We start from the raw sequence: 25831 nt of genomic DNA, 5'->3' as shown, positions 1-25831 counted from the left end.
GCGGCAAATCGATCAAAAACGCTCAGATCACCCGCTTATTTCTGTGTTTTTAGCCGCCGCGAGCACCTCGCGGCAGCCATTTCCCACATTACAGGCGCACCTCTCCTGCATTCGCCAGTAAATGTCGGCGCGCCATCCACAGGTTCGACAGCGCGAACAGCGTCACCAGTTGCGCCGTGTTCTTCGCCAGACCACGGAAGCGCACCTTCACATAACCGAACTGGCGCTTGATCACCCGGAACGGATGCTCGACCTTGGCTCGTACCTGAGCCTTGGCCTTCTCAATCTTGCGCGCGGCTTTGTACAAAGCACTGCGCTTATCAAGCTTCTTGTAAGTACTACGGCGGGCGGCGATCTGCCAGATGACCTCCCGGCCTTCATGTTCAGGGCGTTTCTCGACGCCGGTGTAACCCGCGTCGGCACCGACCATGTTCTCATCGCCGTGCAGCAGCTTATCGACCTGGGTGACATCGGCCACGTTGGCCGCCGTGCCCACCACGCTGTGCACCAAGCCCGACTCATCATCGACACCGATGTGCGCCTTCATGCCGAAGTAGTACTGGTTACCCTTCTTGGTCTGATGCATTTCCGGGTCGCGCTTACCGTCCTTGTTCTTGGTCGAACTCGGCGCATTGATCAGCGTGGCATCGACGATCGTGCCTTGGCGCAGCGACAGCCCTCGGTCGCCCAGATAGCCATTGATGACAGCCAAGATGCCGGCGGCTAGTTCGTGCTTCTCCAGCAAACGACGGAAGTTGAGGATGGTGGTTTCATCGGGGATACGCTCCAAGCTCAGCCCCGCGAACTGGCGCAGGATGGTGGTCTCGTACAGCGCCTCTTCCATCGCTGGATCGCTGTAACCGAACCAGTTTTGCATCAGGTGCACGCGCAGCATCGCCATCAGCGGATAGGCCGGACGACCGCCTTCACCCTTGGGATAATGCGGCTCGATCAAGGCAATCAAACCCTTCCACGGCACCACCCGATCCATCTCGATCAGGAACAACTCTTTGCGGGTTTGTTTGCGCTTACCGGCGTACTCGGCGTCAGCGAAGGTCATCTGCTTCATGGGGAAACTCAGCGGGTGGAATCCGGGTATTTTGCCAAAATCTGGAAGTCTTCTTCAGAGTTTCCCTAAGTAACCAACAGCTCTTTCCCCCTGTTGAAATCCCCTTCAGATGCGCGTCTGATTTTTTTGGAGCAATTTTTAACCTGCTTGTTGGTTTTTTTGAGCAGGACGGAGCGGTCTTCTACGACAACTGGAACAAGCTAAACAGGGCATGGCAAGCGGGCTTGGAGTCGACCGCCCTGAACGTGAGCGTGTGTATAGAAGGCGTGCTCAAAGCATATTTTGAGGCGCTTGGCACTGATGGCGATTTCGCCGAGCTGTCCAAGCGCGCTGTACCCGCAGTCATGCGCCTGGATATAGATGAACGTGTAAAAAGCCTGCTTCGCTCCTGCCTTGGCGGCTCCGGTAACTTCAAGCCTAAGACAGCACTTCGTGCCCTTACACAGTCCGGCGAAATTAGCCCTGAGCTTGCGGGTAAGTGGAACAAGCTCAGAAGTGAAACAGCACACGCAGTGGTTGCCAGTGAAGCTCGGGAGGACTGGCAAAGAATGGTGGATCTGACGTTTGCCAACATCAAACTGTTCTACGAAATCCTTTTCTCGATCGTGGGCTACACAGGCGAACGAATCGACTACGAAAGTCGTGGCTTTCCATCTAGGTTGCCTTCGTCAAGGATTTGCGAGATGGATCAAGCCGAGGAGTGATTGCTGCACTGCGAACGGGATGCAGGATGCAGGATACGGGGTGCTGAACTGCTACCCGATGTCGACTTTTTAGAGATGCTGTACCGCGCTTGTAATCTGACAAACGCGGCACATCTTCCGCTTAGGATTGAATCTCTTTAATCATATTGCGTGCGATGATCACCTGCTGAATTTGGGTCGTACCCTCATACAGGCGGAACAAGCGCACATCTCGATAGAATCGCTCGATGGCGTACTCACTGACATAGCCCGCGCCGCCATGGATCTGCACGCAACGATCCGCTACACGACCACACATTTCCGTGGCGAACATTTTCGAGCACGACGCTTCGGTGCTGACATTCAAGCCCTGGTCGCGCTTACGCGCGGCATCCAGAACCATGCAACGGGCCGCATAGATCTCCGCCTTGCTGTCAGCCAGCATCGCCTGGATTAGCTGGAACTCGGCAATCGGTTTACCGAATTGCTTACGCTCTGTAGCGTAGCGCAGCGCATCATTCAACATACGTTCGGCAGCACCGACGCTCAGCGCGGCGATATGCAGGCGTCCTTTGTCCAAGACCTTCATTGCAGTCTTGAAGCCTACGCCCTCAACTCCACCAATCAACTGAGTCGCCGAGACACGGACATCGTCAAATATGACGTCACAGGTGTGAGCCCCCTTCTGACCCATCTTGTGATCCGGTTTTCCTAGGGTCAGTCCTGGAGTGCCACGCTCGACAATGAAAGCACTGATACCACCGGCGCCTTTGATGTCAGGATTGGTGCGAGCCATCACTGTGAAGATGCCGGCATGCGGTGCGTTGGTGATGAAGCGCTTGGTGCCATTGACAACGTAGGCATCACCATCCCTAACCGCGGTCGTTTTCAATGAAGCAGCATCAGAACCAGCGTCAGGTTCGGTCAAGCAAAACGAGCTGAGCAGCTCACCACTCGCCAGCTTCGGCAAAAAATGTGCTTTCTGCTCATCGGTGCCATCGATGAGAATACCGATGGAGCCGATACCGTTGTTCGTGCCGATGTAAGACCGGAAAGCAGGTGAAGTGCGACCAAGTTCGAAGGCAATATTGACCTCCTCCTCCATGGTCACCCCTAGACCGCCGAACTCCTCAGGGATGGTCAAACCAAAGAGGCCCATCTCTTTCATCTGCTGGACGATATCGCCAGGAATGGCGTCCGTCTCTGCTACTTCATTCTCGCGCGGTATCAGCTCGTGTTCGACGAACTGGCGGATCGAGTCCAACAGAATAGTGAGAGTTTCTGGGTCGCGAATCATATGCACTCCTCATTGCCCAACTGCGGGCTGACCAGGCGCACTGCCGCAACCCGCATCACTACGGAGCGGCGGCGCCGATGTTATTAACCATGTTGACCAGGCGGGGCCCGATGTCATCTTCAAGCTTTTCACGGGGGAGCTGGAAGCTAGGCCCGCCGCAGTTAAATGCCAGCAATCCGAACTGTGGGTGCATCAATGGAACCGCGACAGAATTCACGTCTCGATGCCATTCACCAATCGATAGGCAGTACCCGTAATCAGCGTAATCTCTAAAGGCTCGTTCCAAACCTTTGCGTAATGCCGGCCAGCTATCCGCTTCTCGCTGACGGATGTGCTCCAACAAAAATTCTCGCTCGTTCTCGGGCATCGCGGCTAAACAGGCGCGGCCAACAGAGCTTTGAGCCATTGGCAGATAACTGCCAATTTGACGACGCATCGTCATGTTTCCTTGTCCCTGAACTACGTCCAGGTAAACCATTTGTAGCCTGTCTCTTGCAGCCATGGCGACGGCCGCTTTCGCGTGGTTTGCCAACTGTTCCATCAGCGGATGTGCAACTGCCCGTATTGATAAATTCGAGAGCAGTCCATATCCAAATCCCAGTACACCCACGTCCAACTGATACTTCCCTGAGTGCATCTCTCGTTTGAGATAACCCAGGCGCATCAATGTATTGGTCAAGCGAGTGACCGTTGGCTTCGGCAGCCCAGTTTTCTTGGCAAGCTCCTGATTGCCGAGAATGTTTTCTTTCGGCGTGAAGCAGCGGAGAAGCTCTAGCCCACGTGCTAGAGCAGTAACGAACTGACCACTTGCCTCCTCATCCGAACTGGAAACTCCATGGGTCAGCACACCCTTTTCCAAAATAACCAAGTCGTTCTGGTGGACATCGATTCCACCCTCATCACCTTCCGTCACCTTGGGGTGCATGTTAGGACTCCTTTTTTCAAAAAATCAAGAAAATAAAATCGTGTTTCGTATAGTGAAACTATACCAGAAAGCAAACAACCCCATCAACAGATTGCCTGTTCATGCAGAAAAGCCCAGCTTTTACTAGAAATAACGATAATTCCAACAGACGGCTGTTTACACGATTAGCCAAGCAGCTCTATGATTTTAAGGAAAGTGGTATCGTATTTCGTATAGCGAAACACACGTATTAGGAGGTCGCATGAGTACACAGGTCACCGATGACGTCCAAGTTGAGATTCTGGATAACGGCGTTGCATCAGTGCGAATCAACCGCCCCGAAGCACGTAACGCTCTCAACACCTCAGTCCGGCAATCCCTCGCTGAACATTTCCAGGCGCTTGCTGTAGATGCTCGAGTGCGTGCGATCGTACTCACAGGTGGTGAGCAATGCTTCGTAGCCGGCGCAGACATCCGTGAGTTTGCAGAAGCTCGGCCTGTTGAGATGTACCTGCGACATACCGAACTGCTTTGGGGCGCAATCAGCAGCTGCCCAAAGCCGATCATCGCAGCTGTAAACGGCTTCGCCCTAGGCGGCGGCTGCGAGCTTGCTATGCACTGCGACATGATCATCGCCGGTGAGTCCGCTCGATTTGGTCAACCGGAAGTAAAACTCGGCCTCATGCCTGGTGCCGGCGGCACTCAACGACTCATCAGGGCTGTAGGAAAGTTCCAGGCCATGCGTATCGCGTTGACGGGGTGTCTGATCAAAGCTCCTGAGGCGCTAAGCATCGGCTTGGTCAGCGAAGTTGTCAGCGATGAGCAAACAATCGGTCGGGCCCACGAGCTGGCTGCCGAAATTGCAGCCCTTCCACCCCTGGCCGTCGCCCAGATCAAGGAAGTGATGCTTGCAGGGGCAGACCTTCCACTCGAAGCAGCACTTATTCTTGAGCGCAAAGCCTTCCAGCTGTTGTTCGATTCACACGATCAGAAGGAAGGCGCAGCTGCCTTCCTGGAAAAGCGCACCGCAGTGTTTAAAGGGGAGTGACAGAAATGACGCATGGCATTGAGCGAATGGGTGTTGTAGGTACCGGCGTGATGGGCGCAGGAATTGCGCAGATTGCGATTCAGGCAGGTATCGAGGTTCATCTGTTCGACGCGCGAGAAGGTGCTGCGCAGTCGGCCAGAGAAGGACTGACAAAGACACTCGGGAAGCTCGCTGAGAAAGGCAAGATCTCGGAGCAGGAGGCACGTACTGCGCTGGAACGTCTTCACGTCGCCGAGTCGCTCGGTTCCCTCCAAGACAGCCAACTGGTGGTCGAAGCCATTGTTGAGCGTCTCGATGCAAAGCAGGCCCTGCTTTCAGACCTCGAAAGCCTCGTCAGCGAGAGCTGCATTTTGGCATCAAACACGTCTTCACTGTCGATCACCAGTATTGCTCGCGGCTTGAAGCATCCGGAGCGAGTTGCGGGATTCCATTTCTTTAATCCCGTGCCACTCATGAAAGTGGTCGAAGTAATTGACGGCTTAGAGACTGATCCTCAAGTAGGTGATCGACTACAAGCACTCGCATTGAACATGGGGCATCTTGGAATCCGCGCCAAGGACACACCAGGTTTCATCATCAACCATGCTGGCCGGGCCTATAGCACCGAAGCGCTGCAAATCATGAAAGAAGCCGTCGCTGAGCCTGCGGACATCGACCGCGTTCTGCGAGATGGGATGGGCTTCAGAATGGGGCCGATGGAATTGTTCGACCTGACGGCTCTTGATGTTTCACATCCGGTGATTGAATCGATCTACAACCAGTTCTATCAAGATCCTCGGTACCGTCCATCCACACTGACCCGTCAGATGCTAGAGGCTGGCTTCGTGGGGAGAAAGGTAGGCCGCGGCTTCTATACCTACCAGGCCGGCCAGATGGTGAACCCTCCAACCGCTCAACCCGTTCCGACAGTGACATCTATGCCGTCGTTTTGGGTGGGTGCGGAAAACGAGGCAGATCGCTCGAAGCTGGTCATTTTACTTGAGCAGCTTGGGGCTGAGGTTGAACAGGCTGAAAGACCTTCTCAGACAGCACTGTGCCTGCTAGCACCCTATGGTCTTGATGCCACTGCCGCTTGCGCCCAATTCGGCACTGAACCAGCACGCTCTATTTGCATTGACTTGATTATTGACCTGCAGCGTCATCGCTGCCTGATGCAGTCACCAGCGACAGCGAAGGAAGTGCGCGAAGCCGCACATGCCCTCCTCACACGTGATGGTGTCGGGGTAACCGTGATCAATGACAGTGTTGGGTTCATTGCTCAACGCGTTCTGTCCATGGTCGTCAATCTCGGCAGCGATATTGTTCAGCAGCGCATCGCGTCTGTTGATGACCTGGATGAGGGTGTACGCCGTGGCCTTGGATACCCATTGGGCCCATTGGCTTGGGGGGACTCTCTGAAGCCTAAGCGCATTCTCACCATCCTCGAGCGAATCACCAAACTCACCGGCGATCCACGCTACCGCCCAAGCGGCTGGCTACGTCGTCGCGCGGATCTCGGCTTGTCCCTTCGCCACGCCGAACCTGCTTCGGTTTGATGCTCAAACTCATCTAGTTAGGAAATCAATCATGCTAAACGCATATCTGTATGGCGGTGTACGTACTCCATTCGGGCGCCACGGTGGCTCACTGGCAAAAGTTCGTCCTGACGACTTGGCTGCGCACGTTATTCGCGAACTGTTAAATCGACTAAACGTTCCGGGTGAGGCCATTGAAGATGTCATCCTCGGTAACACCAACCAAGCGGGTGAAGACAGTCGAAATATCGCTCGTCATGCGGCGCTACTTGCAGACCTGCCTGTCACCGTCCCAGGTCAGACCGTCAACCGACTGTGTGCCAGTGGCCTCGCCGCAGTCATCGACGCAGCTCGCGCTGTGAGCTGCGGCGAAGGTGACTTGATCATCGCTGGCGGCACTGAAAGCATGTCGCGCGCACCGTTCGTGATGGCAAAAGCGGAGGCTGCTTACACTCGTGATTTCACAGTTTTCGACAGCACCATCGGCGCCCGCTTCCCCAATCCGAAAATCATTGAAGCCTTCGGTAACGATACGATGCCGCAGACTGGCGACAACGTCGCTGCCGAATATGGAATCACTCGTGAGGAAGCCGATCGATTCGCCGCGGCATCCCAGGCACGGTATGAGGCCGCTCGCCAAGCCGGCTTTTTCGATGACGAGATCGTCGCGGTTTCGGTGCCGACTGGTCGTAAAACTCCTCCGCTGATTGTCGACCGTGACGAGCACCCTCGCCCATGCTCCGATATGGCAGCTCTGGCAAAACTCAATCCGCTAGCTCCAAACGGGGTAGTCACAGCTGGTAACGCCTCCGGCGTCAATGATGGTGCTGCCGCGCTACTTATTGGCTCAGCCGAAGCAGGTGAGCGCTACGGGCTCAGACCCATTGCTCGTCTCTTATCTGCAGCAGTAGTCGGTGTAGAACCGCGCATCATGGGCGTTGGCCCAGTTGAAGCGGTAAAGAGGGCGGTGCAGCGCGCCGGACTGACCTTGGATGAAATGGACATCATCGAGATCAACGAAGCCTTCGCCTCGCAGGTCTTGGGTTGCTTGAAAGGACTGGAAATCGCTTTCGATGACCCACGTGTAAACCCTAATGGTGGTGCCATCGCGGTAGGTCATCCGCTGGGCGCATCCGGTGCTCGTTTGGCGCTGACTGTAGCCAGAGAGCTGCAGCGTTCGAACAAGCGATATGCAGTCATCAGTCTGTGCATTGGTGTAGGCCAAGGCTTGGCTCTGGTCATTGAGCGTCTGTAATCAATTATGGAGGATCATGATATGGGTGCGTTGAAAGGTTACCGTGTACTCGACCTCAGTCGCGTACTGGCCGGCCCGTGGTGCGGCCAAATACTCGCTGACCTCGGAGCTGAGGTCATTAAGATCGAACGCCCAACCGTCGGTGACGATACCCGGGGTTGGGGGCCTCCATTCATGAAGAATGAAGATGGCTCCGACAGTGATGAAGCATCGTATTACCAATCTGCGAACCGCAACAAATACTCGGTCGCGGTCAACATCGCCACTAAAGAAGGTCAGGAGATCGTCCGGGCCCTCGCCACTGAGTGCGATGTGCTTATCGAGAACTACAAAGCGGGTTCATTGGAAAAATACGGACTCGACTACAAGAGCCTTTCGGAACTTAATCCCCAGCTCGTGTATTGCTCCATCACTGGATTTGGGCATACCGGCCCTCGTGCAGAGGAGCCAGGCTATGACTTCATCATCCAGGGCATGGGTGGATTGATGAGTATCACCGGCGAAAAGGATGGGGTGCCGGGTGCAGGCCCTCAAAAAGTCGGGGTCGCCGTGGCCGACGTCATGACTGGCCTCTATTCCACGATTGCTATCCAAGCTGCGCTGATCTCGCGCCAAAGCACGGGCCGCGGGCAACATTGCGATATGGCACTTCTGGATGTTCAGGTCGCCGCTCTGGGCAACCAGAGTCAGAACTACCTGAGCACTTCCAAATCTCCAGGCCGCCAAGGCAACGCCCATGTGAACATCGTGCCTTACCAGGTGTTCTCGGCCAAAGATATGGACTTCATTATCGCTTGTGGAAACGACAGCCAATTTGTCGCGCTCTGTAACGCTATTGGCAAGCCGGAATTGCTATCCGATTCGAGATTCACCAGGAACGCTGACCGGGTGCGTAACAGAGAAGCGATTGTTCAAATCCTTGCCGAGCACTTCCTCAACGACAGTGCCGACAATTGGGTATCGCGCATTCACTCTGTGAAGGTACCAGTTGGAGTGATCAACGATATTGGCCGGGCTCTCAGCGAACCCCAGGTACTGGCTCGCAACATGCTGGTCACCCTGCCCCACAAGCAAAATTCTGCATTCCAGATGGTGGGTAGCCCAATCAAACTTTCTCACACGCCAGTGCAACACGTACGACCAGCTCCTCGACTGGGCGAGCATACCAATCAGGTACTCAGAGCTGCACTGGGAATGGATGACGCACGCCTCAGTGCGCTGACTGCACAAGGCGTCATCGAACAGTTCGCCGAAGATTAATCAATTGGGTCGGAGCTTTTAATTCCGACTCCACTGGATAAGAAAATGAAGATCCTCGTAAGCATCAAACGCGTTGTGGATTACAACGTCAAAGTCCGTGTCAAGGTGGACAATTCCGGCGTCGATCTTGCCAATGTCAAGATGTCGATGAACCCGTTCTGCGAGATCGCCGTGGAAGAAGCCGTACGCCTGAAAGAGAAAGGTGTTGCGACTGAAATTGTCGTCGTCTCCGTCGGCCCGTCCACCGCTCAAGAGCAACTGCGCACTGCGCTGGCTCTGGGTGCCGACCGTGCCATCCTCGTAGAATCCGCTGAAGATCTGACTTCCCTGGCCGTTGCCAAGCTGTTGAAGGCCGTTGTCGACAAGGAACAGCCACAGCTGGTGATCCTGGGCAAGCAAGCTATCGACAGTGACAACAACCAGACTGGCCAGATGCTGGCGGCACTGAGCGGCTACGGTCAGGGCACCTTCGCCTCCAAAGTCGAAATCAGCGGCGACAGCGTAGCTGTTACCCGTGAAATCGACGGCGGCGCGCAGACGGTTTCCCTGAAACTGCCGGCCATCGTCACCACCGACCTGCGTTTGAACGAGCCGCGCTACGCGTCTCTGCCAAACATCATGAAAGCCAAGAAGAAGCCTCTCGAAGTAGTGACTGCGGACGCTTTGGGCGTTTCCACCGCCTCCACCAACACAACCTTGAAAGTCGAAGCGCCTGCTGCACGCAGCGCGGGTATCAAGGTCAAGTCGGTGGCTGAACTGGTCGAGAAACTGAAAAACGAAGCGAAGGTAATCTAAATGACTATCTTGGTTATTGCTGAACACGACAACAAAGCAGTGGCCCCGGCCACACTGAACACTGTTGCTGCCGCTGCCAAGATTGGCGGTGACATCCACGTGCTGGTTGCAGGTCAAGGCGCTGGCGCCGTGGCTGAAGCCGCGGCGAAAATCGCTGGCGTGGCTAAAGTGCTGCTGGCCGACAACGCTGCCTACGCGCATCAGCTGCCGGAAAACGTTGCGCCGCTGGTAGCAGAGCTGGGCAAGGGCTACAGCCACATCCTGGCTGCCGCCACTTCCAACGGCAAAAACATCCTGCCGCGCGTTGCCGCTGCACTGGACGTTGACCAGATCTCCGAGATCATCTCGGTAGAAAGCGCTGACACCTTCAAGCGTCCGATCTACGCCGGTAACGCCATCGCTACCGTTCAATCGAACGCTGCGGTCAAGGTGATCACCGTGCGTGCCACCGGTTTCGACCCGGTTGCTGCAGAAGGCGGTTCGGCTGCCGTTGAAGCCGTTGCTGCTGCTCACGACGCTGGTATCTCCAGCTTCGTCGGCGAAGAACTGGCCAAGTCCCATCGTCCGGAACTGACCGCTGCCAAAATCGTCGTTTCCGGCGGCCGCGGCATGCAGAACGGCGACAACTTCAAACACCTGTACGCCCTGGCCGACAAGCTGGGCGCTGCCGTCGGTGCTTCGCGCGCCGCGGTCGACGCAGGTTTCGTACCCAACGACATGCAGGTCGGTCAGACCGGCAAGATCGTTGCACCACAGCTGTACATCGCGGTCGGTATCTCCGGCGCGATCCAGCACCTGGCCGGCATGAAAGACTCCAAAGTGATAGTGGCGATCAACAAGGACGAAGAAGCGCCGATCTTCCAGGTGGCCGATTACGGCCTAGTCGCCGATCTATTCAACGCAATCCCCGAGCTAAGTGATGTCTTTTAGATACACGGTTTGTAGGGAGGAAAAATCCTAACGCTCATATGGACGAACTCCATATGGAACCGGATTATGCACGCCAATCAATAGTCCTACTCCCACCTAGCAGGTAATTTAATGCAAAAGACACCTATGACCTGCAAACCAAAAAACAGTCAAGTTCTGACGGGACTCGAAGGATTAGGAATGAACATGCAAATGTAGTTTTTTAGAGTGCCCAATCGGATGCGATGCGATGCGAGTCGCCTGCAGCAAAAGTTCGTAGCAAATTAGTAAGCCACACACCCCGTATGAGTATGATTTTTACGATGGAAATCGCCTCATGGCATTGCCCTTTTCAAAGCGATCCTGAACGGAACCATAATAGATGCGTGTTTTGAGCAAAGAACAAACCAACCAAAAGCTGTGCACTTTGAAAACGGCGGCGGCTGACCTGTTTTCCTCTATCGGCTATCACGCAGTTAGCTTGAGAGACCTTGCAAAAGAGATAAATCTTAGCCCTGGCGCAATCTACAACCATATCGACAGCAAGCAGGATCTGCTATTTACACTGACTGATGAAAGCTTTAATCAACGGATTCATTTACTCACGCAAGAAATCTCGCACTCAGTAAATAACGGATCATCAGCGCTGGATGCCATCACTCAAGGATTTATCACTCATTCCTCCAATGGCAAGCTCGGCATAGCCCTTGCCATGCGGGAGTTATCCAGCTTTAACCCGTCACAACGTTCTGAAATCCAAAGGCTTATTAACATAGAAAATAGCATTATCGCGCAAAGTCTAGCGACGGAGTTTAATATTGATCTGTCGGCCGAGCCCCTGCTAACTGAGGCCGCTAGAACTCTAACAGAGTTAATGGATGGGTATTTTTTTGCTCAACAACTAAATGTTTCAAAAAACCCCACGTTTCTCTTTTCAGCTATCCGTGCCAGTGCAACAACGCTACTGACCACTTTATTGAAAGAGAAAATCGCTTCCGCCATCACCAGCCATTAAGCGCCACTGTGGAAAAGATGCAGCAGTCCACGAAAGTGAAACATTAGAATCGATTTAAGTCTTACCTAATAAAACAGGCTTTTGAGCCATCCGTTAGGCCTCTTGAATCCGTTGTGTGAAATATGCCCAATGTGAAAGCGACGTGGAAGTTTGTCCTTGGGTTCTCTAATTTGTCGCAACAAGCGACACCATTTCATGCCAAATCAAGCGCAAATCTGTTCACGCAAGACGTGAAGTCATGAATTCCACAAACGCCTTGATTTTAGGTAGGGGTTGACGGCTTGACGGCCACAAGATGCAAAAGGTGCGATGGTCTTTAACATATCGTTCGAGCACTGGTACCAGCCGCCCATCAGCAATGAGATTTTCCACGTAGAAATCTGGAAGACAGGCAATGCCGCATCCCGCTTCCGCCATGGAAAGCAACGGATCGATAGCGTTAGCTGCGGCTGTATTAGGCAAGTCGACATTGAGCATTTGTCCTCGGGATACCAGCGGCCAAGGATCCAGCTTTCCGGTAGAGGGATATCGATAGCGTAGGCAAGAATGACTGCTGAGGTCGCTTGGTCGGGATGGAGTACCACGCAAGGCAAGATATTCTGGCGACGCCACCAAACGATGGCTATAACCGTGGAGTTTTCGCATCACCAAGCGAGAGTCCACTAGCTCACCGATGCGCATTACCGCGTCAAAGCCCTCTTCAATGACGTTCACCAAACGGTCGCTGAACTCGAGCTCCAATTCGACTTCTGGATAGGTCTGCTGAAAGGCGATCAGGTGAGGCATTAGCCTGGTGCCAAGCTGCGGCAGTCCTAGCCGCAATTTTCCCTGCGGCTTGCCTGAAGCTTGAGTGAGTTCACTCTTGGCAACCTCGAACTCGGAAAAAATTCGATTACATCGCTCAAGGAACGACTCTCCTTCCGCGGTGAGTGTTATTGCGCGGGTAGATCGATGAAACAGCCTCACGCCTAACTCTTCTTCTAGACGCGCGACTGCTTTGCCAACCGCGGAGGATGAAACGCCCAGCCTTCTCCCCGCCTCCGTGAAACTGCGAGTTTCTGCGGCTCGGACGAAAGCGCCAAGTGCGCCGAAGTGATCCATATCCCAACCTCCTATTTAAGCATTTAATTCCTAAATGTTCGGAATTCTATCCTATTTTTCATCTGATGGTTCCAGCTTATAGTCGGCGCCATCAGCACCTTTACACGGCCAAGCACAGATGCAACAAGCATCTCTCAATCGAGACTAAGCCAAATGACAGTCATGCCCTCACCTCCCGCATTGCCTGATGAGCTCATAAGTCACCCAGGCTATGCCCGTGTGTTCCAACCAGGCCACCTCACCTTTGGCTTCATCGCACCATTAGAAAGCTACCCTGATAGTCCCGGGCCCACTCTCGAAGACCATGTCGAGATGGCACAGAAGGTCGATGACGCGGGATTCTCCTCAATATGGCTGCGTGATGTTCCTTTCTATGACCCAAATTTCGGGGACGTAGGTCAAATTCTGGATCCGCTTGTGTACGCCGGATATCTAGCTGCCGTAACAGGGAGAATTACGATAGGAACGGCCGGCATCGTTCTTCCATTACGTGATCCGCTGATTGTTGCAAAACAGGCCGCCAGCATTGATCAGTTGCTAGGAGGTCGATTTATTCTTGGGCTTGCAACGGGTGACCGCCCTATTGAGTACCCGGCATTCGGCATAGATTTTGACACTCGTGCCGATCGATTCCGCGATTCGCTGGCCGTCATTCGCGCCGCAACGGAACAGCGTTGGGCCATGCATTGCTCGCTGTTTCATGGCCAACTGAACGGTGCACTGGATTTAGTTCCCAAGCCGGTCGGGGCACGCTTACCTACAGTTGTGATCGGACACTCGGGGCAGTCACTGGAGTGGATCGCCGCCAACACTGACGGCATTCTTTCGTATACCGCAAACCCCGCATCAATTCCCCAGATCATTCAGCGCTGGCGCGCCGCGTGTGGCACCAACGGCTACAAGCCCTACGGCTACGGCACTCTATTCGAGCTGGAACGCGATCCCAATTTTCCCATCCAGCCAGGACGAGTTCTTCGTGCAGGACGGAACACACTGATTGAGCTTTGGAAGCGACAACAGGAAGAAGGTGTTGGACACGTCGCCTTGCACTTCAAACCACAGCGCCGGCATGCCTCTGAAGTAATCGATGAGTTGGCTGAATACGTTTTGCCTCACTTCCCGAGCTTGTCGTTACCCATCACTAAAACATTGGCCGAGACGCAACGATGAAACACCCACTTCACCACATGGACTTCATTTTTCAGACGGCTATCGGTACATACCCGCTTGCGGCTCAGTGCGAGATGCTCGTAGAAACCGGATACCAGGGTCTGACTATGTCCGCTTGGAGTAAAGATCTGAAATCAATTCCGCTTATCAAACCGAAGTGGGGCCTGGATGTCGGTGCGGTCTACCTGATCTACAGGGAAGGTCTGGAGTCGTTCGTAACGAACATCTTCGAAACGATTGAAGGTTGTACGACTATAGAGTTGGCGTTGCATTCTGGCGATGAAGTTACAGATCTAGACCGAAGAATGCTGGAGCGCTTGCTCCCCATTTGTGAGCGCCGTGGGCTGGAGATCGCCCTATATCCGCACGCTCGGTACGGTATGCAAACTACTTCGCAGGCAGTGGCTTTGTGCGAGGAATTCAAGCACTCGCGACTAAACATTGTTTTTAACGGCTACCACTGGTACGCCAATCAGGAAAAAGCTCTCGAACAACGTCTTGACGCCGTTTGGCCATGGCTCAAACAGGTCAACATCGCGGGCTCAAGGCGCTCGCCGCTGGGCTGGGGCGGCTTGGCAACTATTGAACCCCTGGACGAAGGCGAAATGGATAATTTCGTGTTGATGGGTTCGCTCGAGAGGCGCGGTTTCGATGGCCGGGTTGGCGTTCTTGGCTGGGAAAGCATGGGGGGAGATGTATACGGCAATCTACGTCGTTCGATGAACGCTTTCCGCTCGATGGAGCAACGATTGGCTGCTCACCCCGAATGGGCTGTTTTGACTGAGCTGCCCTACTAAACGCGGAACGTAATTACATGACACACGCCATTCATGCGCTTGATTCCTTCTTTTACTCGTCAATGGGTATCTACGCATTTCAAACACAATGTGAAATGTTGGCTGAGCTGGGTTATGACGGAATCACCGTCGCGGCCTGGGGCGGTACCCCTTACACCGACTTGACTTTGCTGCCCAGCGTCAAAGCCAACCACGGCCTCAAAGTAGAGGCGCTGTATCTGGTTCTTCATGAAGGGCGCAATGATGATCTTGTGCGCCGGATCATGGAGTCAGTGGAGGGCGTAGAACTCATCGAGCTCGCCATACAGACCTCTGTTAATGGCGTACCTGCGATTCTGCGAGTCATCGAATCTTTATTGCCGATCGCAGAACGCAGAGGTCTCAAAGTCGCCCTCTACCCGCATCTACACCATGTCACGCAGACCACCACGCAAGTCGTGCAGATTTGCGAGCTGTTCAATCATTCGTGCCTAGGTGCTTCGTTCAACGGGTATCACTGGTACGCCAGTCAGGAAGGGAAGCTGGAAGAAACGTTGCAAGCGATGAAGCCCTGGTTGATGCAGGTGGTTACATCTGGCAGTGCCCTGTCGCAATTAGGTTGGGGTGGAGTCGCGACTATGGAACCCGTTGACAAGGGGGAGCTGGACAACTTTGCACTCATCGCAGCGCTCAATCGTGTTGGATATAGCGGAAGCATTGGCGTGCTTGGATGGGATTACGGCGGAGACATCTACCTAAAACTGGAGCGCTGCTTGACGACGCTACGCGATATTGACCAACGCCTCGAACGGCATCCGACATGGGCTGACTTTCCGTTGAAATAGCCCCTGCCCTACCGAAAGAATTTACTCAGGAATTTCTCCATGACAGCGCTCTCTGTCCTTGATCTGATGATGGTCGGTGAAGGCAAAACATTCGCGGACACTCTCAATGACGCGGCAACCTTGGCAAAACATGTCGAGCAACACGGATACAAACGCTACTGGATCGCCGAACACCATGACTTGCCCGGCATTGCATCGTCTGCGACCACACTGCTGATTCAACACTTGGCCGCGGCGACCAGCACGCTGCGCGTCGGTGCTGGCGGCATCATGATGCCGAACCACTCACCACTCGTTGTGGCAGAGCACTTCGGCACCCTGGATACCTTGTTTCCCAACCGAATAGACTTGGGCATCAAACGAGCACCAGGATCTGCAGGGCCCGCTATTAGGGCGTTACGCGGTGACGCCTCTGAGCGTGACTTCCAACGTGACATCAAGCAACTGACCGATTACCTAGCTGACAATGGGAACCAACCTGTACGAGCCATACCAGGTAATCACAGTCTCCCACTTTGGTTGCTTGGCTCCAGCCCGCACAGTGCTGACCTGGCGGCAAAGCTAGGCCTGCCCTACGCATTCGCCTCTCACTTTGCACCACGGTTTCTATTAGAGGCGGTGAATCACTACAGGGCAACCTTCCGCCCATCAGCAGTGCTGAAGGAGCCTTACGTCATTGCGGGCGCAAATGTGGTCGCTGCACCTACACGTGCCGAAGCTGAATACATCGCCAGTTCCCATCGTAAATGGGTTTGCAACCTTTACTCCGGAAGACCTGGGCCTCTGCCTGTTCCCGAAGAAGGCTTTGCAGAGAAGATGTCGCAGCGGGATCATCACACTTTGGCAGAGGCAATGGCCTGTTCTGCAGTGGGAGATAAGGATGACGTTGGCAGTTGGCTTCGGGAATTCATTTCAACCACAAAAGCAGATGAAGTGATCATCGATGCACGGATTTACGATCCGCAGGCACGGTGCCGCTCATATCAGATTGCTGCCGAGTCCATCGCAGATCTGCTTGATTGAAGCGCTGGGGGACGAGCCGACCTTCAACTCGAGTTGCGCACCGTCCTCCAACTCACGCCCCTGCCAAGGAGATCGATTTATGTCAGTACGATCGGCCGTCTCGGCTGGCAAATCAGCACTAAATACAATGGGACTCGACTCATCCATACGCGCAGTGGCTCATCCTGTAAGACGCAATATCCTGGAATGGTTGAAAAGCCCTCAGTTGAATTTTCCTGACCAAGAATATGGTCAGGAGCTTGGGGTCTGCTTAGGGCAAATAATTGAGCGATGTGAGCTGTCACCGTCGACTGTGTCCAAACATGTGGGTCTGCTGCGCAGCTCCGGTTTACTCGAGTTTCAAAAGGTAGGTAACGCTATTTTTGTCAGAAGAAGCGAAGCGTCAATACAACACTTCAAAATGCTCATGACGGCTCAAATTAGCGTTAATTGACCTTATTCATTGGGTTTCAAACCATCAGTTTTTTCGAAAATACTGTCCCAATTATTAACCAGCACCGTACCTGAAGCTCTGGAGAATGCAGGCAAATTAGCCGTTGGGGCTCAGCACTCCATGGAATTGAAATCTCTCCAAACAGTCGTCGCCCTATCAGGGTTTACTCGACCTTTTCTCTGGCAACACCCCCAAGCAAACCGATAATAACGCTAGAGGCAGCGCAATCTGCCATAGCATCCGTTGTACAGCCGTCCGATGCACAACATGCGCCTTACGTCATTAGCGTCGTCGACGGTGGAGGAAACTTGATCTACTTGGAACGCGCAGACGGCGCTCCCAGCGGCATGAGGCCTCCATCATGAAGGCTCGTTCTGCAGCTAGTTACGGAGTAACGACGAAAATACTGGAACAGCAGATTGTTCAAGGCCATCCAGGCTTTCAGACCCTACCGGGCACACTGCCAATGGAAGGCGGAGTACCTGTAAGAATTGCAGGTGTTTTGGTGGACGCTGTAGATGTGGCATGAGGTCAGTCTTCCGACGATGGTGCCATAGCGGAGAAAGCGGCAGCAGATCTAACGAGAGCCGATTAAATATCGCAACATCTTTGGCCTTCGGCGAAATGATCGACGGATACACGAGGACAGCCCTAATTTCGCTCGAGGGGCAAACGAAATGGCGTCAAGGAACTTGACATGGCGCCAATTCCAAGCCCCGGCCATACACGCGTTTAGCCAGGTCATTTCTACTTTCCCATCCTCGCCTCCTCATGGGTTGTGAAACCCGCGCATGCCGGAGATCCACATCTGCAGAGTCCCGTCACTTAGTCGTCCCCTATGTACGCAACTTTCTAGATCCAGTTGATTAGAAACAAAACAGCGCGAGCTTGAAAACAAAATGTGCATTGTTGTACTCCCACCTTCACGCCTACGCTCATTCCAGCTGGCGCTACGTTCTGAATCCGCCCACCGCCATCATCTCGTCCTAAGGAATCATAGGCACGGCATGACACCTCTTAAGTCAGGAATGAAATGACGAAGCGGCTCATAGGTGAAATCTCGTTGCGGAAAAATGAATATACTCCCTACCAGTATTTTCATATACTCCCCCCCAGTACATGGATATACCCCCCACCAGTACCCGTATACACTTTCGTGTAGCACATCACTGGAGAGAAAAATGCCCCATTCACCTGAAGAAAAGAAACGCGTTCTGGCACGTGTTCGACGAGTAAGAGGTCAACTGGACGCATTGGAAGCAGCGCTCGAACAAGGGGCTGAATGCGGGCCCGTTTTGCAGCAAATCGCTGCGATGCGTGGTGCAGTAAATGGATTGATGGCAGGAGTATTGGAAGGTCATCTTAGGGAAGAGTTTTCGAATCTAGTAGATACGACCGAGGCTCAGCGGTCTTCGATTGATGAGGTCATTACTCTGGTACGCACATACCTGAAGTAACCCTTTTCAACACCGACACCGCGAAGGCAACCCCGGATCTTTTGAGTAATATCCAACGGAGACAACCCTATGAAATCTCGTGCTGCAGTTGCATTCGAAGCAGGTAAACCCCTACAAATCGTTGAGATCGACGTAGAGCCGCCTCGCGCTGGCGAAGTGCTGATCAAAATCACGGATACGGGCGTATGCCACACGGATGCCTTTACCCTTTCTGGTGATGATCCTGAAGGCTTGTTTCCTGTTGTGCTCGGCCACGAAGGTGCCGGTATCGTCGTCGAAGTCGGCGAAGGTGTAACGAGCGTGAAGCCAGGCGATCACGTTATCCCGTTGTACACTGCAGAATGTGGCGAATGCTTGTTCTGCAAATCAGGCAAAACCAACCTGTGTACTGCCGTACGCGCTACTCAAGGTAAAGGTCTGATGCCAGATGGCACCACCCGATTCTCGTACAACGGACAGCCGCTGTATCACTACATGGGTTGCTCGACCTTCAGTGAATACACCGTAGTTGCGGAAGTATCCGTCGCCAAGATCAATCCGGACGCTAACCCTGAGCACGTTTGCCTGCTGGGCTGCGGAGTAACAACCGGTATCGGCGCCGTGCATAACACCGCCAAGGTTCAGCTGGGCGACACCGTGGCTGTATTCGGCCTGGGTGGCATCGGATTGGCCGCTATCCAAGGCGCGCGTCAAGCCAAAGCGGGTCGGATCATCGCCATCGACACCAACCCTGCAAAGTTTGAATTGGCTCGCCAGTTCGGCGCCACTGACTGCGTCAATCCAAAGGATCATGAGCAGCCAATTCAACAAGTCATCATTGAAATGACCGGCTGGGGCGTCGATCACTCTTTCGAGTGCATCGGTAACGTTCACGTGATGCGTGCCGCGCTCGAGTGTGCCCATCGCGGCTGGGGTCAATCGATCGTCATCGGTGTTGCCGGTGCTGGCCAGGAAATTTCTACCCGCCCTTTCCAGTTGGTCACTGGCCGCACTTGGAAAGGCTCCGCCTTCGGCGGCGTCAAAGGTCGTAGCCAACTGCCTAAGATGGTTGAGGACTCAATGAAAGGTGAGATCGAGCTGGCACCTTTCGTTACCCACACCATGCCGCTCGAGCGAATCAACGAAGCATTCGACCTGATGCACGAAGGCAAATCGATTCGCACTGTTATCAAATACTGACCGGCTGCCCAGGGCGAAAGCCCTGGAGAGCTGTTCGTATCCTCCAAGCAGCCTCGGAGTTAGATCGTGAGCGAAATGACAACGAAACTAGCTAGGCGCGCCATTGCTCAGGAAAGCATCGAAACGTCAGGCTGATTCGTGAGCCTACAGATTGCTTTGTCTTCAACAATGAATGCAGCCAGTGACGCTGGGTCTCGCCACGCATCACGATAACCTGACCATGCTCCAATGTGAGCTCACGGAGCTCCCCGGTCGCCTTATGCTTGAGCGCAAACTTACGTGCAGCCCCGAGACTGAGAGATGCAATGACGTCATTTGGCTCGGAAGCTTCAACGTCAGCGTGCCATCCTATTCCTTGAGATCCATTATGGTAGAGGTTGAGCAAACAAGAGTTGTAACGCTGACCGGTAAGCTCCTCCATTCTGCGTTTCAACTGCAGCAAACTGCTTCCTTGCCAGCGAATTGCTTGGCGCTCTATTCCTGAATGGACGTATCGAAACGGCCTGTCAGCATACCAAGCAACCTCCCGAGCCGTCCTGACCAACTCACCATTCAATAAAGCCGAGTCAGGCTGCCAGGCAGCAGCCATCATTAACTCGTTGAAATGGCTATCGGCCTCATCGACGGCCATTACTCGACCGTAATCATTGAGTACTCCGTCCTTTGGAAGCATGTTCAGAAGATGCGCCTGATCGCTGAACAGGTCAGTATTTGGTGAGAACCACATTTGATGTATCCGCCCGAGAAGAACAACTTGACTTCAGTTTTAACTAATATGCAGAGGAGACCATTTTAAGCGCTGTGGAAGCATTCCCGCCAATACGTCATCCTTATCGAACAAATGATTTTTGAGCGCAATCAACATATGTCCACCTCCCAACGCACCACAAGCCCAAGCCGTTCAGGTGTGAACATTTTTGCGAGGTGGTTGAGCTCGGGGTTTGGATCAACCAGCGGAGCCAACATGAAGATGCCCGCCACGAGTATTGGCTTGTCCGCCACCGTGCTCCAATACCATCCTGAAATCGGGAGCATGAGCAACGCAATGCCGTTAAGCAGAAGGTGACCTACTACAGCCCCACGCTTCATGAGAAGACTCATGCTTTCCGGTAACGCGGGTGGATTGTGAGCAAATCGCCAGGCGTTCCGAGCTACGATGAGAAAAAACAGGGTATTCGCGGCCGCCCAACCCTCGCCAATTGGCAGGCTCCACTGATAGGGGTTAATAACGGCTACTGACCATCGGCGTGTAGCTGCCATCGGAAGTTGCGCCTGAGCCTGTTTAGCGTCACTGTCACTAATCATTTGAATCAATCATGGCAGGCTGGGGAACGCGCTCAGGGCATGACAGGTCGAGCCGGGCTCAAGTCCGAATAGCCTAGTCTCACCTACTATTTGAGGCCAACCCCAGGCCAAACGGCTCAAGCAACTGAAAAATTGCATCTGCGGTCTTGCGCACCACCGTGTCGTTGCGACGGTCAGGGTGCATGGCGATCCAAATATCGAGATTGAGCATGGGAAGATTATTCTCGAGCTTTATCAACCGATCGTCACGATCACCAATAAAGCACGGAAGGCCTGCAACGCCGATTCCAGTGCACGCCGCTTCGTATTGGTGACTCAAATCAGTGACCTCGCAGGCAACCCGCTTCGAACCTATTATTTCGTATAGCCAACGCTTATGCGCAAAGTCGCCTTGCCGCTCGGTATAGCCTACAAATTCCCATCTTTCCTCATCCAGCGCATATGGATAGTCATTCTTCGCATAAAGCGAAAACTGCATCAGGCCGACCTTTTTGACAATATCCGTATCTTCAATAGGTGGCGAAAGACGCAACGCTAAGTCTGCCTCCATACGCGACAGGGATGCGAAGTGTGGTTCACTGAGAATTGAAAGCTGCACCATTGGAGACATTGTGGTCAGCGTAACCAAGTTTGGGGTTAGAAAGTGCCTAGCTAGAATGGGAGGCGCAGTGATCGTCACCTTCGACCTCACAGCAGCTTTGGACGATGAGCACTTGCGCTCTATGGCGAAAGCCTTTGCTTCAATGTCCAAAACGTCCTGCAATATCTGCTGGCCTATAGCAGTTAGGCGCGACTCACGCGTGAGTCGATCAACCAAACGTACATTTAGTTGAGCCTCCAACGCGGCCAGGCGACGGCTTACCGTGGCTTGATTGACATTAAGCGCACGAGCGGCCCCCGTGAGACTGCCTGTCGTTGCAACAGATAAAAAGAATCGCAGATCTTCCCAGTCCATAGCCATGCATTTACGCATTGAATGTATGCGTATTTTAATATTTACGCATGACTTGTCAACCGTTACCGTTTAGTCATCGATATAACACTGCGACCCCGAATTATGTCCAACAATGTGCCCAGAACTAAATCCTTAGCCGCGATCCAGACCGCGGCTTGCCTAGGTTTTCTAGTCGTTCAACTCGATGTCAGCGTTGTCAATGTCGGCTTAGGTGCTTTAAAAACCGCATTTGATACAAACCTGACCGGTCTGCAATGGGTCATCAATAGCTACGCACTAGCGTTCTCGGCACTGCTGATTCTTGGGGGCGCGTGGGGGGACAGATTCGGCGCCAAAACGGTGTTTGCATCGGGATTTGCGCTGTTTACCATTGCGTCCATAGGCTGCGGTTTTTCAAACAGCATGAGCATGCTTATCGGAATGCGCATTGTTCAAGGTGTGGGCGCTGCCCTTCTGGTGCCCACCTCCCTGACGTTGATAAGACTGTCGTTTGACGATCCTGCAAAACGGAGATCAGCTGTCGCAATGTGGGGGGCTTGTGGAGGTATCGCTTTAGCTGCGGGGCCAGTCATGGGCGGCTTGCTAATCGAGTCACTCGGTTGGCGGAGTGTTTTTCTACTCAATGTCCCAATCGGCATTCTCGCCATCGGGCTGATCATACATTACGCCCCGGCCTCTCCTCGTATCGACAAGAAAGTCGATATACCAGGGCTGATCAGTATAGGTATTTGCCTGGCCTTGTTGACATACGCCCTAACCGAATCAAGTTCCAAAGGCTGGGTGACTGACACCGTCTCGACCATGGCAATTGCCGTATTTTGTGCAATAGCGTTCGTATTGATTGAGCGCCGGGTGAAGAACCCCATGATCCCAAGTCGATTGGCACAAAACAAAACTTTGGCGACCACTGCATTGGCCGGCGCCGCCATCAACCTCACCTTCTACGGCACGGTATTCGTCTTTAGCATCTACTTCCAGTCGTTCCTGCATTACGACGCATTTAGAACCGGTCTGGCATTCATACCGCTCACTGCGGTGCTGACGATCTCTACCATGATCTCGTCTAGGATTGCCAAGCACGTCAGTGCACAACGTATTATCACTATCGGTTTTTTGATTCAGGCAGTTGGCTTTCTCGCATTGGCTCGTGTCACACCCGAGACGTCGCTCTGGTACCTGAATATCGCCTTGATGGTAGTAGGTATCGGTAGTGCGTCGTCAGTGCCCTCGATCACCAACTCTATGCTGTCGTCGGTTTCTTCGAATGACGCCGGCATGGCGTCGGGACTGATGGCATCAGCCAGACAATTGGGAGGCGTGATTGGTGTTGCTGTGTTTGGGGCCATGATTACCAGCACCGAACCTGTTACTTTTTCCCAAGGGTTATCGACTGCAATGATCGTCTCGGCAGTAATTTTGGTGTTCTGCATCGCGGTGAACCATTGGGTAAGCCGCACTTCCCAACTGCCAGTCAGCACCTAATTCCGATGAACCTTTCAACCATTAACTTGAGTTTACAGCGCAGCCTTTTGGCCAACCCAACCGGTGCAAACGAAAAAATCAGATTTAAGGTCGATAGCTATTATCCCGATGTTACAAATTTGCCCAATGGAGTGCGGGAAAATTTCGAGAAGCACCAACTAATGACTCCTTCGGCTGGCAGTTTTATGAAATATGTACGCCCTCACAGTAACCTCAGCCCGATTTGCTTTTCAATCTCGCTCAGCAGCACTTCTCTCTTCAGGCTGAAGCATTGCACCGCGGCTGACGAATATCGATATCTTCACCTTATATAGGACTTAGGAACGCGTATCGATCCATGAGAGTATTGGAGAAGATGGGTTATAAAATTAACCGCTTAGATGATCGCTTATTAACCGCGGCGTATAGTTACTTGATCGAAGGATTGAAGCATACCAACCCTCCGCTGCTCCAGACGTTACGAGCTAAATACTGCGGCAGTAGTAATTAGATCGTAACGTAGATCACTAGCACCTATTCAAGATGTTCAAATTCTGCCTTTTCGTTTTTGTCTGGCACGGATAATGGTACGCCATCAATGCCGGCATAAGCTACGATTACAACTACTTCTTGTTCTCCAGTTACACCGCGATGGCTTGCTCCGACCGACTCAGGAAATGCCTCTCCAGACTTTACTTTGAGCGTCTTTTTACTCAGTCTGTCTTCGATAGTAAGCTCCCCCGAGATGACATAGGCAATGTTTGCAACAGGGTGATGATGCCAAGGGAGCGCGGTGTGCGGGGGAATGGTGATCTTTAGTAATGTGAGTTTTGGCTGGCCTGAAGGGTAAGGTTCGTATTTAACGCCTTCCCAAGAGACAGTGCTGTCTACTACAACCTTGGCCCTCGGCGCTGATTGTTCACCTGCCATGGCACTGTTGGTCGCGGCTATTACTAATGTCGCGACTGCTGTAGTCGATTTGAGCGCGGTTACGACTGAACTCCAAACGACGGGATTGAAACTTCGCATTTTTTTCATGGGCTGACTGCCTTTTTTTATTGTGAGCGGCTATCTTGCACCGACGTAAAAGCGATGTATTGAACGAAATTACCTATGCATAGAATGAAATTGCGCCAACGGTGCTCTTCACGCAGATTACCGCAAGCGTTGAAAGCGTCATCAAATGGATGGGTGAACACGGACTGACTCTCCAATAGGTAGACAAACGCTACCCAAGTCCAATGTTACGGTCATTGCCTCTCTTGGCAATTCCACTCAAAATGTTCTGCGCGCGCACCACGTCGCCCCATCGAAATGGGCGCCTTCTCTCACCTGCGTAAGGATTTGACTGCACGTGAAATTTCACCAGATCAGGGCATTAGTCGCTGTCCATCAAACAGGCAGCATTAGTGAGGCGTCCCAAACCCTTCACGTCACCCAACCTGCACTCAGTCGATCTATCAAGGAACTTGAGAGTGAGCTTGGCCTCTCTCTCATGCGGCGTTCTCACAAAGGCATGACCCTTACAGATGAAGGTAAACGTCTTATTCGCCACGCTCAGTCAACAATGGAGAGCTTGAGACGCCTTCAATTGGAAGCTGAAAACATCAAGGATATACAGGTAGGAGAAGTAACTATCGGCGTTACATCCTTGACTGCCGTATTAAAAGGCTTGGGCGCCAGTATTGCCGTTTTTCAGTCACGCAGCCCTCGCGTGAAGATAAGGCTTATAGAGCTCCGCCCTCATCAAATCATCCAACAAGTGCGCGATGGAACACTTGACTTTGCAATCACCTCGCAGCAACACACCCAAAGGCTCAACCTTGACTGGGAAGCGCTAAGTCGAATGCCGGGCTTAGTAGTTTGCCGAAAAAATCATCCTCAGAGAAATGCCCGATCACTCCGCCACTTGCTGCATACAAGCTGGGTGAGCCTCGATGCTATCGATGATCACTCTTCACAGTTCTATCAAATGTTTGAAGACAATCAGATACATCCACCGCAACGAATTACTGAATGCTCGTCAGTATTGCTAGCTCTTCACTTGCTGCATCACTCTGATGCTTTTATGACGCTTAGCGAGGCGGGAATGAATAGCGTCCTTACCCAGGGCCTGAGTGAAAACCTGGTGAAAGTTGAGATAGAAGAAACTATACCAGAATACCCTATTTATCAGGTTTGCACAGACCGTCACTCGCTGACTACCTCGGCTCGCGATCTTTACTATGAAATTCGGGCAGCTTTGAGCACAAGCGAACCTCTGCATTTCATCGCTTCACAAAACACCATCGATCCATGAATTCTCCGAAGACGGAACATATACAATAATCGCAAGCCCTTGCAGATTCGTTAACCCTCATGCTTTCTTGCGGAAACA

24 protein-coding genes and 1 pseudogene are annotated in these 25831 nt (G+C 53.0%); 17 read left to right on the top strand and 8 right to left on the bottom strand.

The window, feature by feature from the left end; translation table 11 throughout:
* Nucleotides 1-88: 88 nt before the first annotated feature.
* The gene (locus AC3I0A_RS28085; protein WP_011077862.1) at nucleotides 89-1069 is read right to left on the bottom strand and encodes an IS5-like element ISPre1 family transposase; all 981 of its coding nucleotides are present in this window, start codon (nucleotides 1067-1069) and stop codon (nucleotides 89-91) included.
* A gap of 224 nt (nucleotides 1070-1293) precedes the next feature.
* On the opposite strand from AC3I0A_RS28085, the gene AC3I0A_RS28080 reads away from it, so the two are divergent.
* The gene (locus AC3I0A_RS28080; protein ID WP_489378776.1) at nucleotides 1294-1773 is read left to right on the top strand and encodes a hypothetical protein; all 480 of its coding nucleotides are present in this window, start codon (nucleotides 1294-1296) and stop codon (nucleotides 1771-1773) included.
* 121 nt (nucleotides 1774-1894) lie between these two features.
* Here the strand turns inward: AC3I0A_RS28080 and AC3I0A_RS28075 are convergent, their stop codons facing one another.
* Nucleotides 1895-3049, bottom strand: coding sequence for an acyl-CoA dehydrogenase family protein (locus AC3I0A_RS28075; protein ID WP_053160499.1), 1155 nt, complete (start codon nucleotides 3047-3049; stop codon nucleotides 1895-1897).
* Between the two features lie 58 nt (nucleotides 3050-3107).
* Nucleotides 3108-3974: an IclR family transcriptional regulator gene (locus tag AC3I0A_RS28070; RefSeq protein WP_053160497.1), complete on the bottom strand. Its 867-nt coding sequence runs from the start codon at nucleotides 3972-3974 to the stop codon at nucleotides 3108-3110.
* A gap of 241 nt (nucleotides 3975-4215) precedes the next feature.
* Between AC3I0A_RS28070 and AC3I0A_RS28065 the strand changes: the two genes are divergently transcribed.
* From AC3I0A_RS28065 to AC3I0A_RS28035, 7 genes are all read left to right on the top strand, one after another.
* Nucleotides 4216-5001, top strand: coding sequence for an enoyl-CoA hydratase (locus AC3I0A_RS28065; RefSeq protein WP_053160495.1), 786 nt, complete (start codon nucleotides 4216-4218; stop codon nucleotides 4999-5001).
* Nucleotides 5002-5006: 5 nt separating this feature from the next.
* On the top strand, nucleotides 5007-6536 hold the full coding sequence (locus tag AC3I0A_RS28060) for a 3-hydroxyacyl-CoA dehydrogenase (RefSeq protein ID WP_053160493.1): 1530 nt from the start codon (nucleotides 5007-5009) through the stop codon (nucleotides 6534-6536).
* 31 nt (nucleotides 6537-6567) lie between these two features.
* A complete protein-coding gene (locus AC3I0A_RS28055; RefSeq protein WP_103463326.1) occupies nucleotides 6568-7770 on the top strand; it encodes a 3-oxoadipyl-CoA thiolase in 1203 nt (400 codons plus the stop codon).
* 21 nt (nucleotides 7771-7791) lie between these two features.
* Nucleotides 7792-9030, top strand: a complete 1239-nt coding sequence (locus AC3I0A_RS28050) for a CaiB/BaiF CoA transferase family protein (RefSeq protein WP_103463327.1) — start codon at nucleotides 7792-7794, stop codon at nucleotides 9028-9030.
* 45 nt (nucleotides 9031-9075) lie between these two features.
* Complete coding sequence (locus tag AC3I0A_RS28045; protein WP_103463328.1) at nucleotides 9076-9825, top strand: electron transfer flavoprotein subunit beta/FixA family protein; 750 nt, start codon at nucleotides 9076-9078, stop codon at nucleotides 9823-9825.
* Entirely contained in the window at nucleotides 9826-10755 is a 930-nt protein-coding gene (locus tag AC3I0A_RS28040) for an electron transfer flavoprotein subunit alpha/FixB family protein (protein ID WP_103463329.1), read from the top strand.
* A gap of 361 nt (nucleotides 10756-11116) precedes the next feature.
* A complete protein-coding gene (locus AC3I0A_RS28035) occupies nucleotides 11117-11749 on the top strand; it encodes a TetR/AcrR family transcriptional regulator (protein ID WP_103463330.1) in 633 nt (210 codons plus the stop codon).
* A 219-nt stretch (nucleotides 11750-11968) separates the two neighbouring features.
* On the opposite strand, the gene AC3I0A_RS28030 is transcribed toward AC3I0A_RS28035, so the two are convergent.
* Nucleotides 11969-12850: a LysR family transcriptional regulator gene (locus tag AC3I0A_RS28030; protein WP_053160480.1), complete on the bottom strand. Its 882-nt coding sequence runs from the start codon at nucleotides 12848-12850 to the stop codon at nucleotides 11969-11971.
* Between the two features lie 153 nt (nucleotides 12851-13003).
* Here AC3I0A_RS28030 and AC3I0A_RS28025 point away from each other — a divergent pair, with 153 nt between their 5' ends.
* The 7 genes and pseudogenes from AC3I0A_RS28025 (at nucleotide 13004) to AC3I0A_RS27995 (ending at nucleotide 19733) form a co-directional block, all read left to right on the top strand.
* On the top strand, nucleotides 13004-14020 hold the full coding sequence (locus AC3I0A_RS28025) for an LLM class oxidoreductase (RefSeq protein ID WP_258036629.1): 1017 nt from the start codon (nucleotides 13004-13006) through the stop codon (nucleotides 14018-14020).
* On the top strand, nucleotides 14017-14817 hold the full coding sequence (locus AC3I0A_RS28020) for a TIM barrel protein (RefSeq protein WP_103463333.1): 801 nt from the start codon (nucleotides 14017-14019) through the stop codon (nucleotides 14815-14817). The genes AC3I0A_RS28025 and AC3I0A_RS28020 overlap by 4 nt, the downstream gene beginning before the upstream one ends.
* Nucleotides 14818-14834: 17 nt before the next feature.
* Nucleotides 14835-15641, top strand: a complete 807-nt coding sequence (locus AC3I0A_RS28015) for a sugar phosphate isomerase/epimerase family protein (protein ID WP_053160476.1) — start codon at nucleotides 14835-14837, stop codon at nucleotides 15639-15641.
* Between the two features lie 39 nt (nucleotides 15642-15680).
* Nucleotides 15681-16664: an LLM class flavin-dependent oxidoreductase gene (locus AC3I0A_RS28010; RefSeq protein ID WP_103463334.1), complete on the top strand. Its 984-nt coding sequence runs from the start codon at nucleotides 15681-15683 to the stop codon at nucleotides 16662-16664.
* 528 nt (nucleotides 16665-17192) lie between these two features.
* Nucleotides 17193-17626 (top strand): annotated as a pseudogene (locus AC3I0A_RS28005) (GlcG/HbpS family heme-binding protein).
* Between the two features lie 652 nt (nucleotides 17627-18278).
* Nucleotides 18279-18554: a formaldehyde-responsive transcriptional repressor FrmR gene (frmR, locus tag AC3I0A_RS28000; RefSeq protein WP_103463337.1), complete on the top strand. Its 276-nt coding sequence runs from the start codon at nucleotides 18279-18281 to the stop codon at nucleotides 18552-18554.
* A gap of 69 nt (nucleotides 18555-18623) precedes the next feature.
* Nucleotides 18624-19733, top strand: a complete 1110-nt coding sequence (locus AC3I0A_RS27995; protein WP_103463338.1) for an S-(hydroxymethyl)glutathione dehydrogenase/class III alcohol dehydrogenase — start codon at nucleotides 18624-18626, stop codon at nucleotides 19731-19733.
* A 91-nt stretch (nucleotides 19734-19824) separates the two neighbouring features.
* On the opposite strand, the gene AC3I0A_RS27990 is transcribed toward AC3I0A_RS27995, so the two are convergent.
* The 3 genes from AC3I0A_RS27990 to AC3I0A_RS27980 all read right to left on the bottom strand — a co-directional run bounded on the left by AC3I0A_RS27990 (nucleotide 19825) and on the right by AC3I0A_RS27980 (nucleotide 21999).
* On the bottom strand, nucleotides 19825-20460 hold the full coding sequence (locus AC3I0A_RS27990; protein WP_181005344.1) for an alpha-ketoglutarate-dependent dioxygenase AlkB family protein: 636 nt from the start codon (nucleotides 20458-20460) through the stop codon (nucleotides 19825-19827).
* 131 nt (nucleotides 20461-20591) lie between these two features.
* The gene (locus AC3I0A_RS27985; protein WP_053160463.1) at nucleotides 20592-21038 is read right to left on the bottom strand and encodes a hypothetical protein; all 447 of its coding nucleotides are present in this window, start codon (nucleotides 21036-21038) and stop codon (nucleotides 20592-20594) included.
* 79 nt (nucleotides 21039-21117) lie between these two features.
* On the bottom strand, nucleotides 21118-21999 hold the full coding sequence (locus tag AC3I0A_RS27980; protein ID WP_256220680.1) for a LysR family transcriptional regulator: 882 nt from the start codon (nucleotides 21997-21999) through the stop codon (nucleotides 21118-21120).
* Between the two features lie 96 nt (nucleotides 22000-22095).
* On the opposite strand from AC3I0A_RS27980, the gene AC3I0A_RS27975 reads away from it, so the two are divergent.
* Nucleotides 22096-23475, top strand: coding sequence for an MFS transporter (locus AC3I0A_RS27975; RefSeq protein ID WP_172681830.1), 1380 nt, complete (start codon nucleotides 22096-22098; stop codon nucleotides 23473-23475).
* A gap of 513 nt (nucleotides 23476-23988) precedes the next feature.
* Here AC3I0A_RS27975 and AC3I0A_RS27970 read toward each other — a convergent pair.
* Nucleotides 23989-24492, bottom strand: a complete 504-nt coding sequence (locus AC3I0A_RS27970) for a cupin domain-containing protein (RefSeq protein ID WP_258036631.1) — start codon at nucleotides 24490-24492, stop codon at nucleotides 23989-23991.
* A 316-nt stretch (nucleotides 24493-24808) separates the two neighbouring features.
* Here AC3I0A_RS27970 and AC3I0A_RS27965 point away from each other — a divergent pair, with 316 nt between their 5' ends.
* Nucleotides 24809-25753, top strand: coding sequence for a LysR family transcriptional regulator (locus AC3I0A_RS27965; RefSeq protein ID WP_103463340.1), 945 nt, complete (start codon nucleotides 24809-24811; stop codon nucleotides 25751-25753).
* The last annotated feature ends 78 nt before the right edge of the window (nucleotides 25754-25831 follow it).

Source organism: Pseudomonas sp. KH_024_B2 (assembly GCF_057839965.1).
Note: the sequence above shows the minus strand (reverse complement) of the source record. Positions and strands in the feature narration are given on the sequence as shown.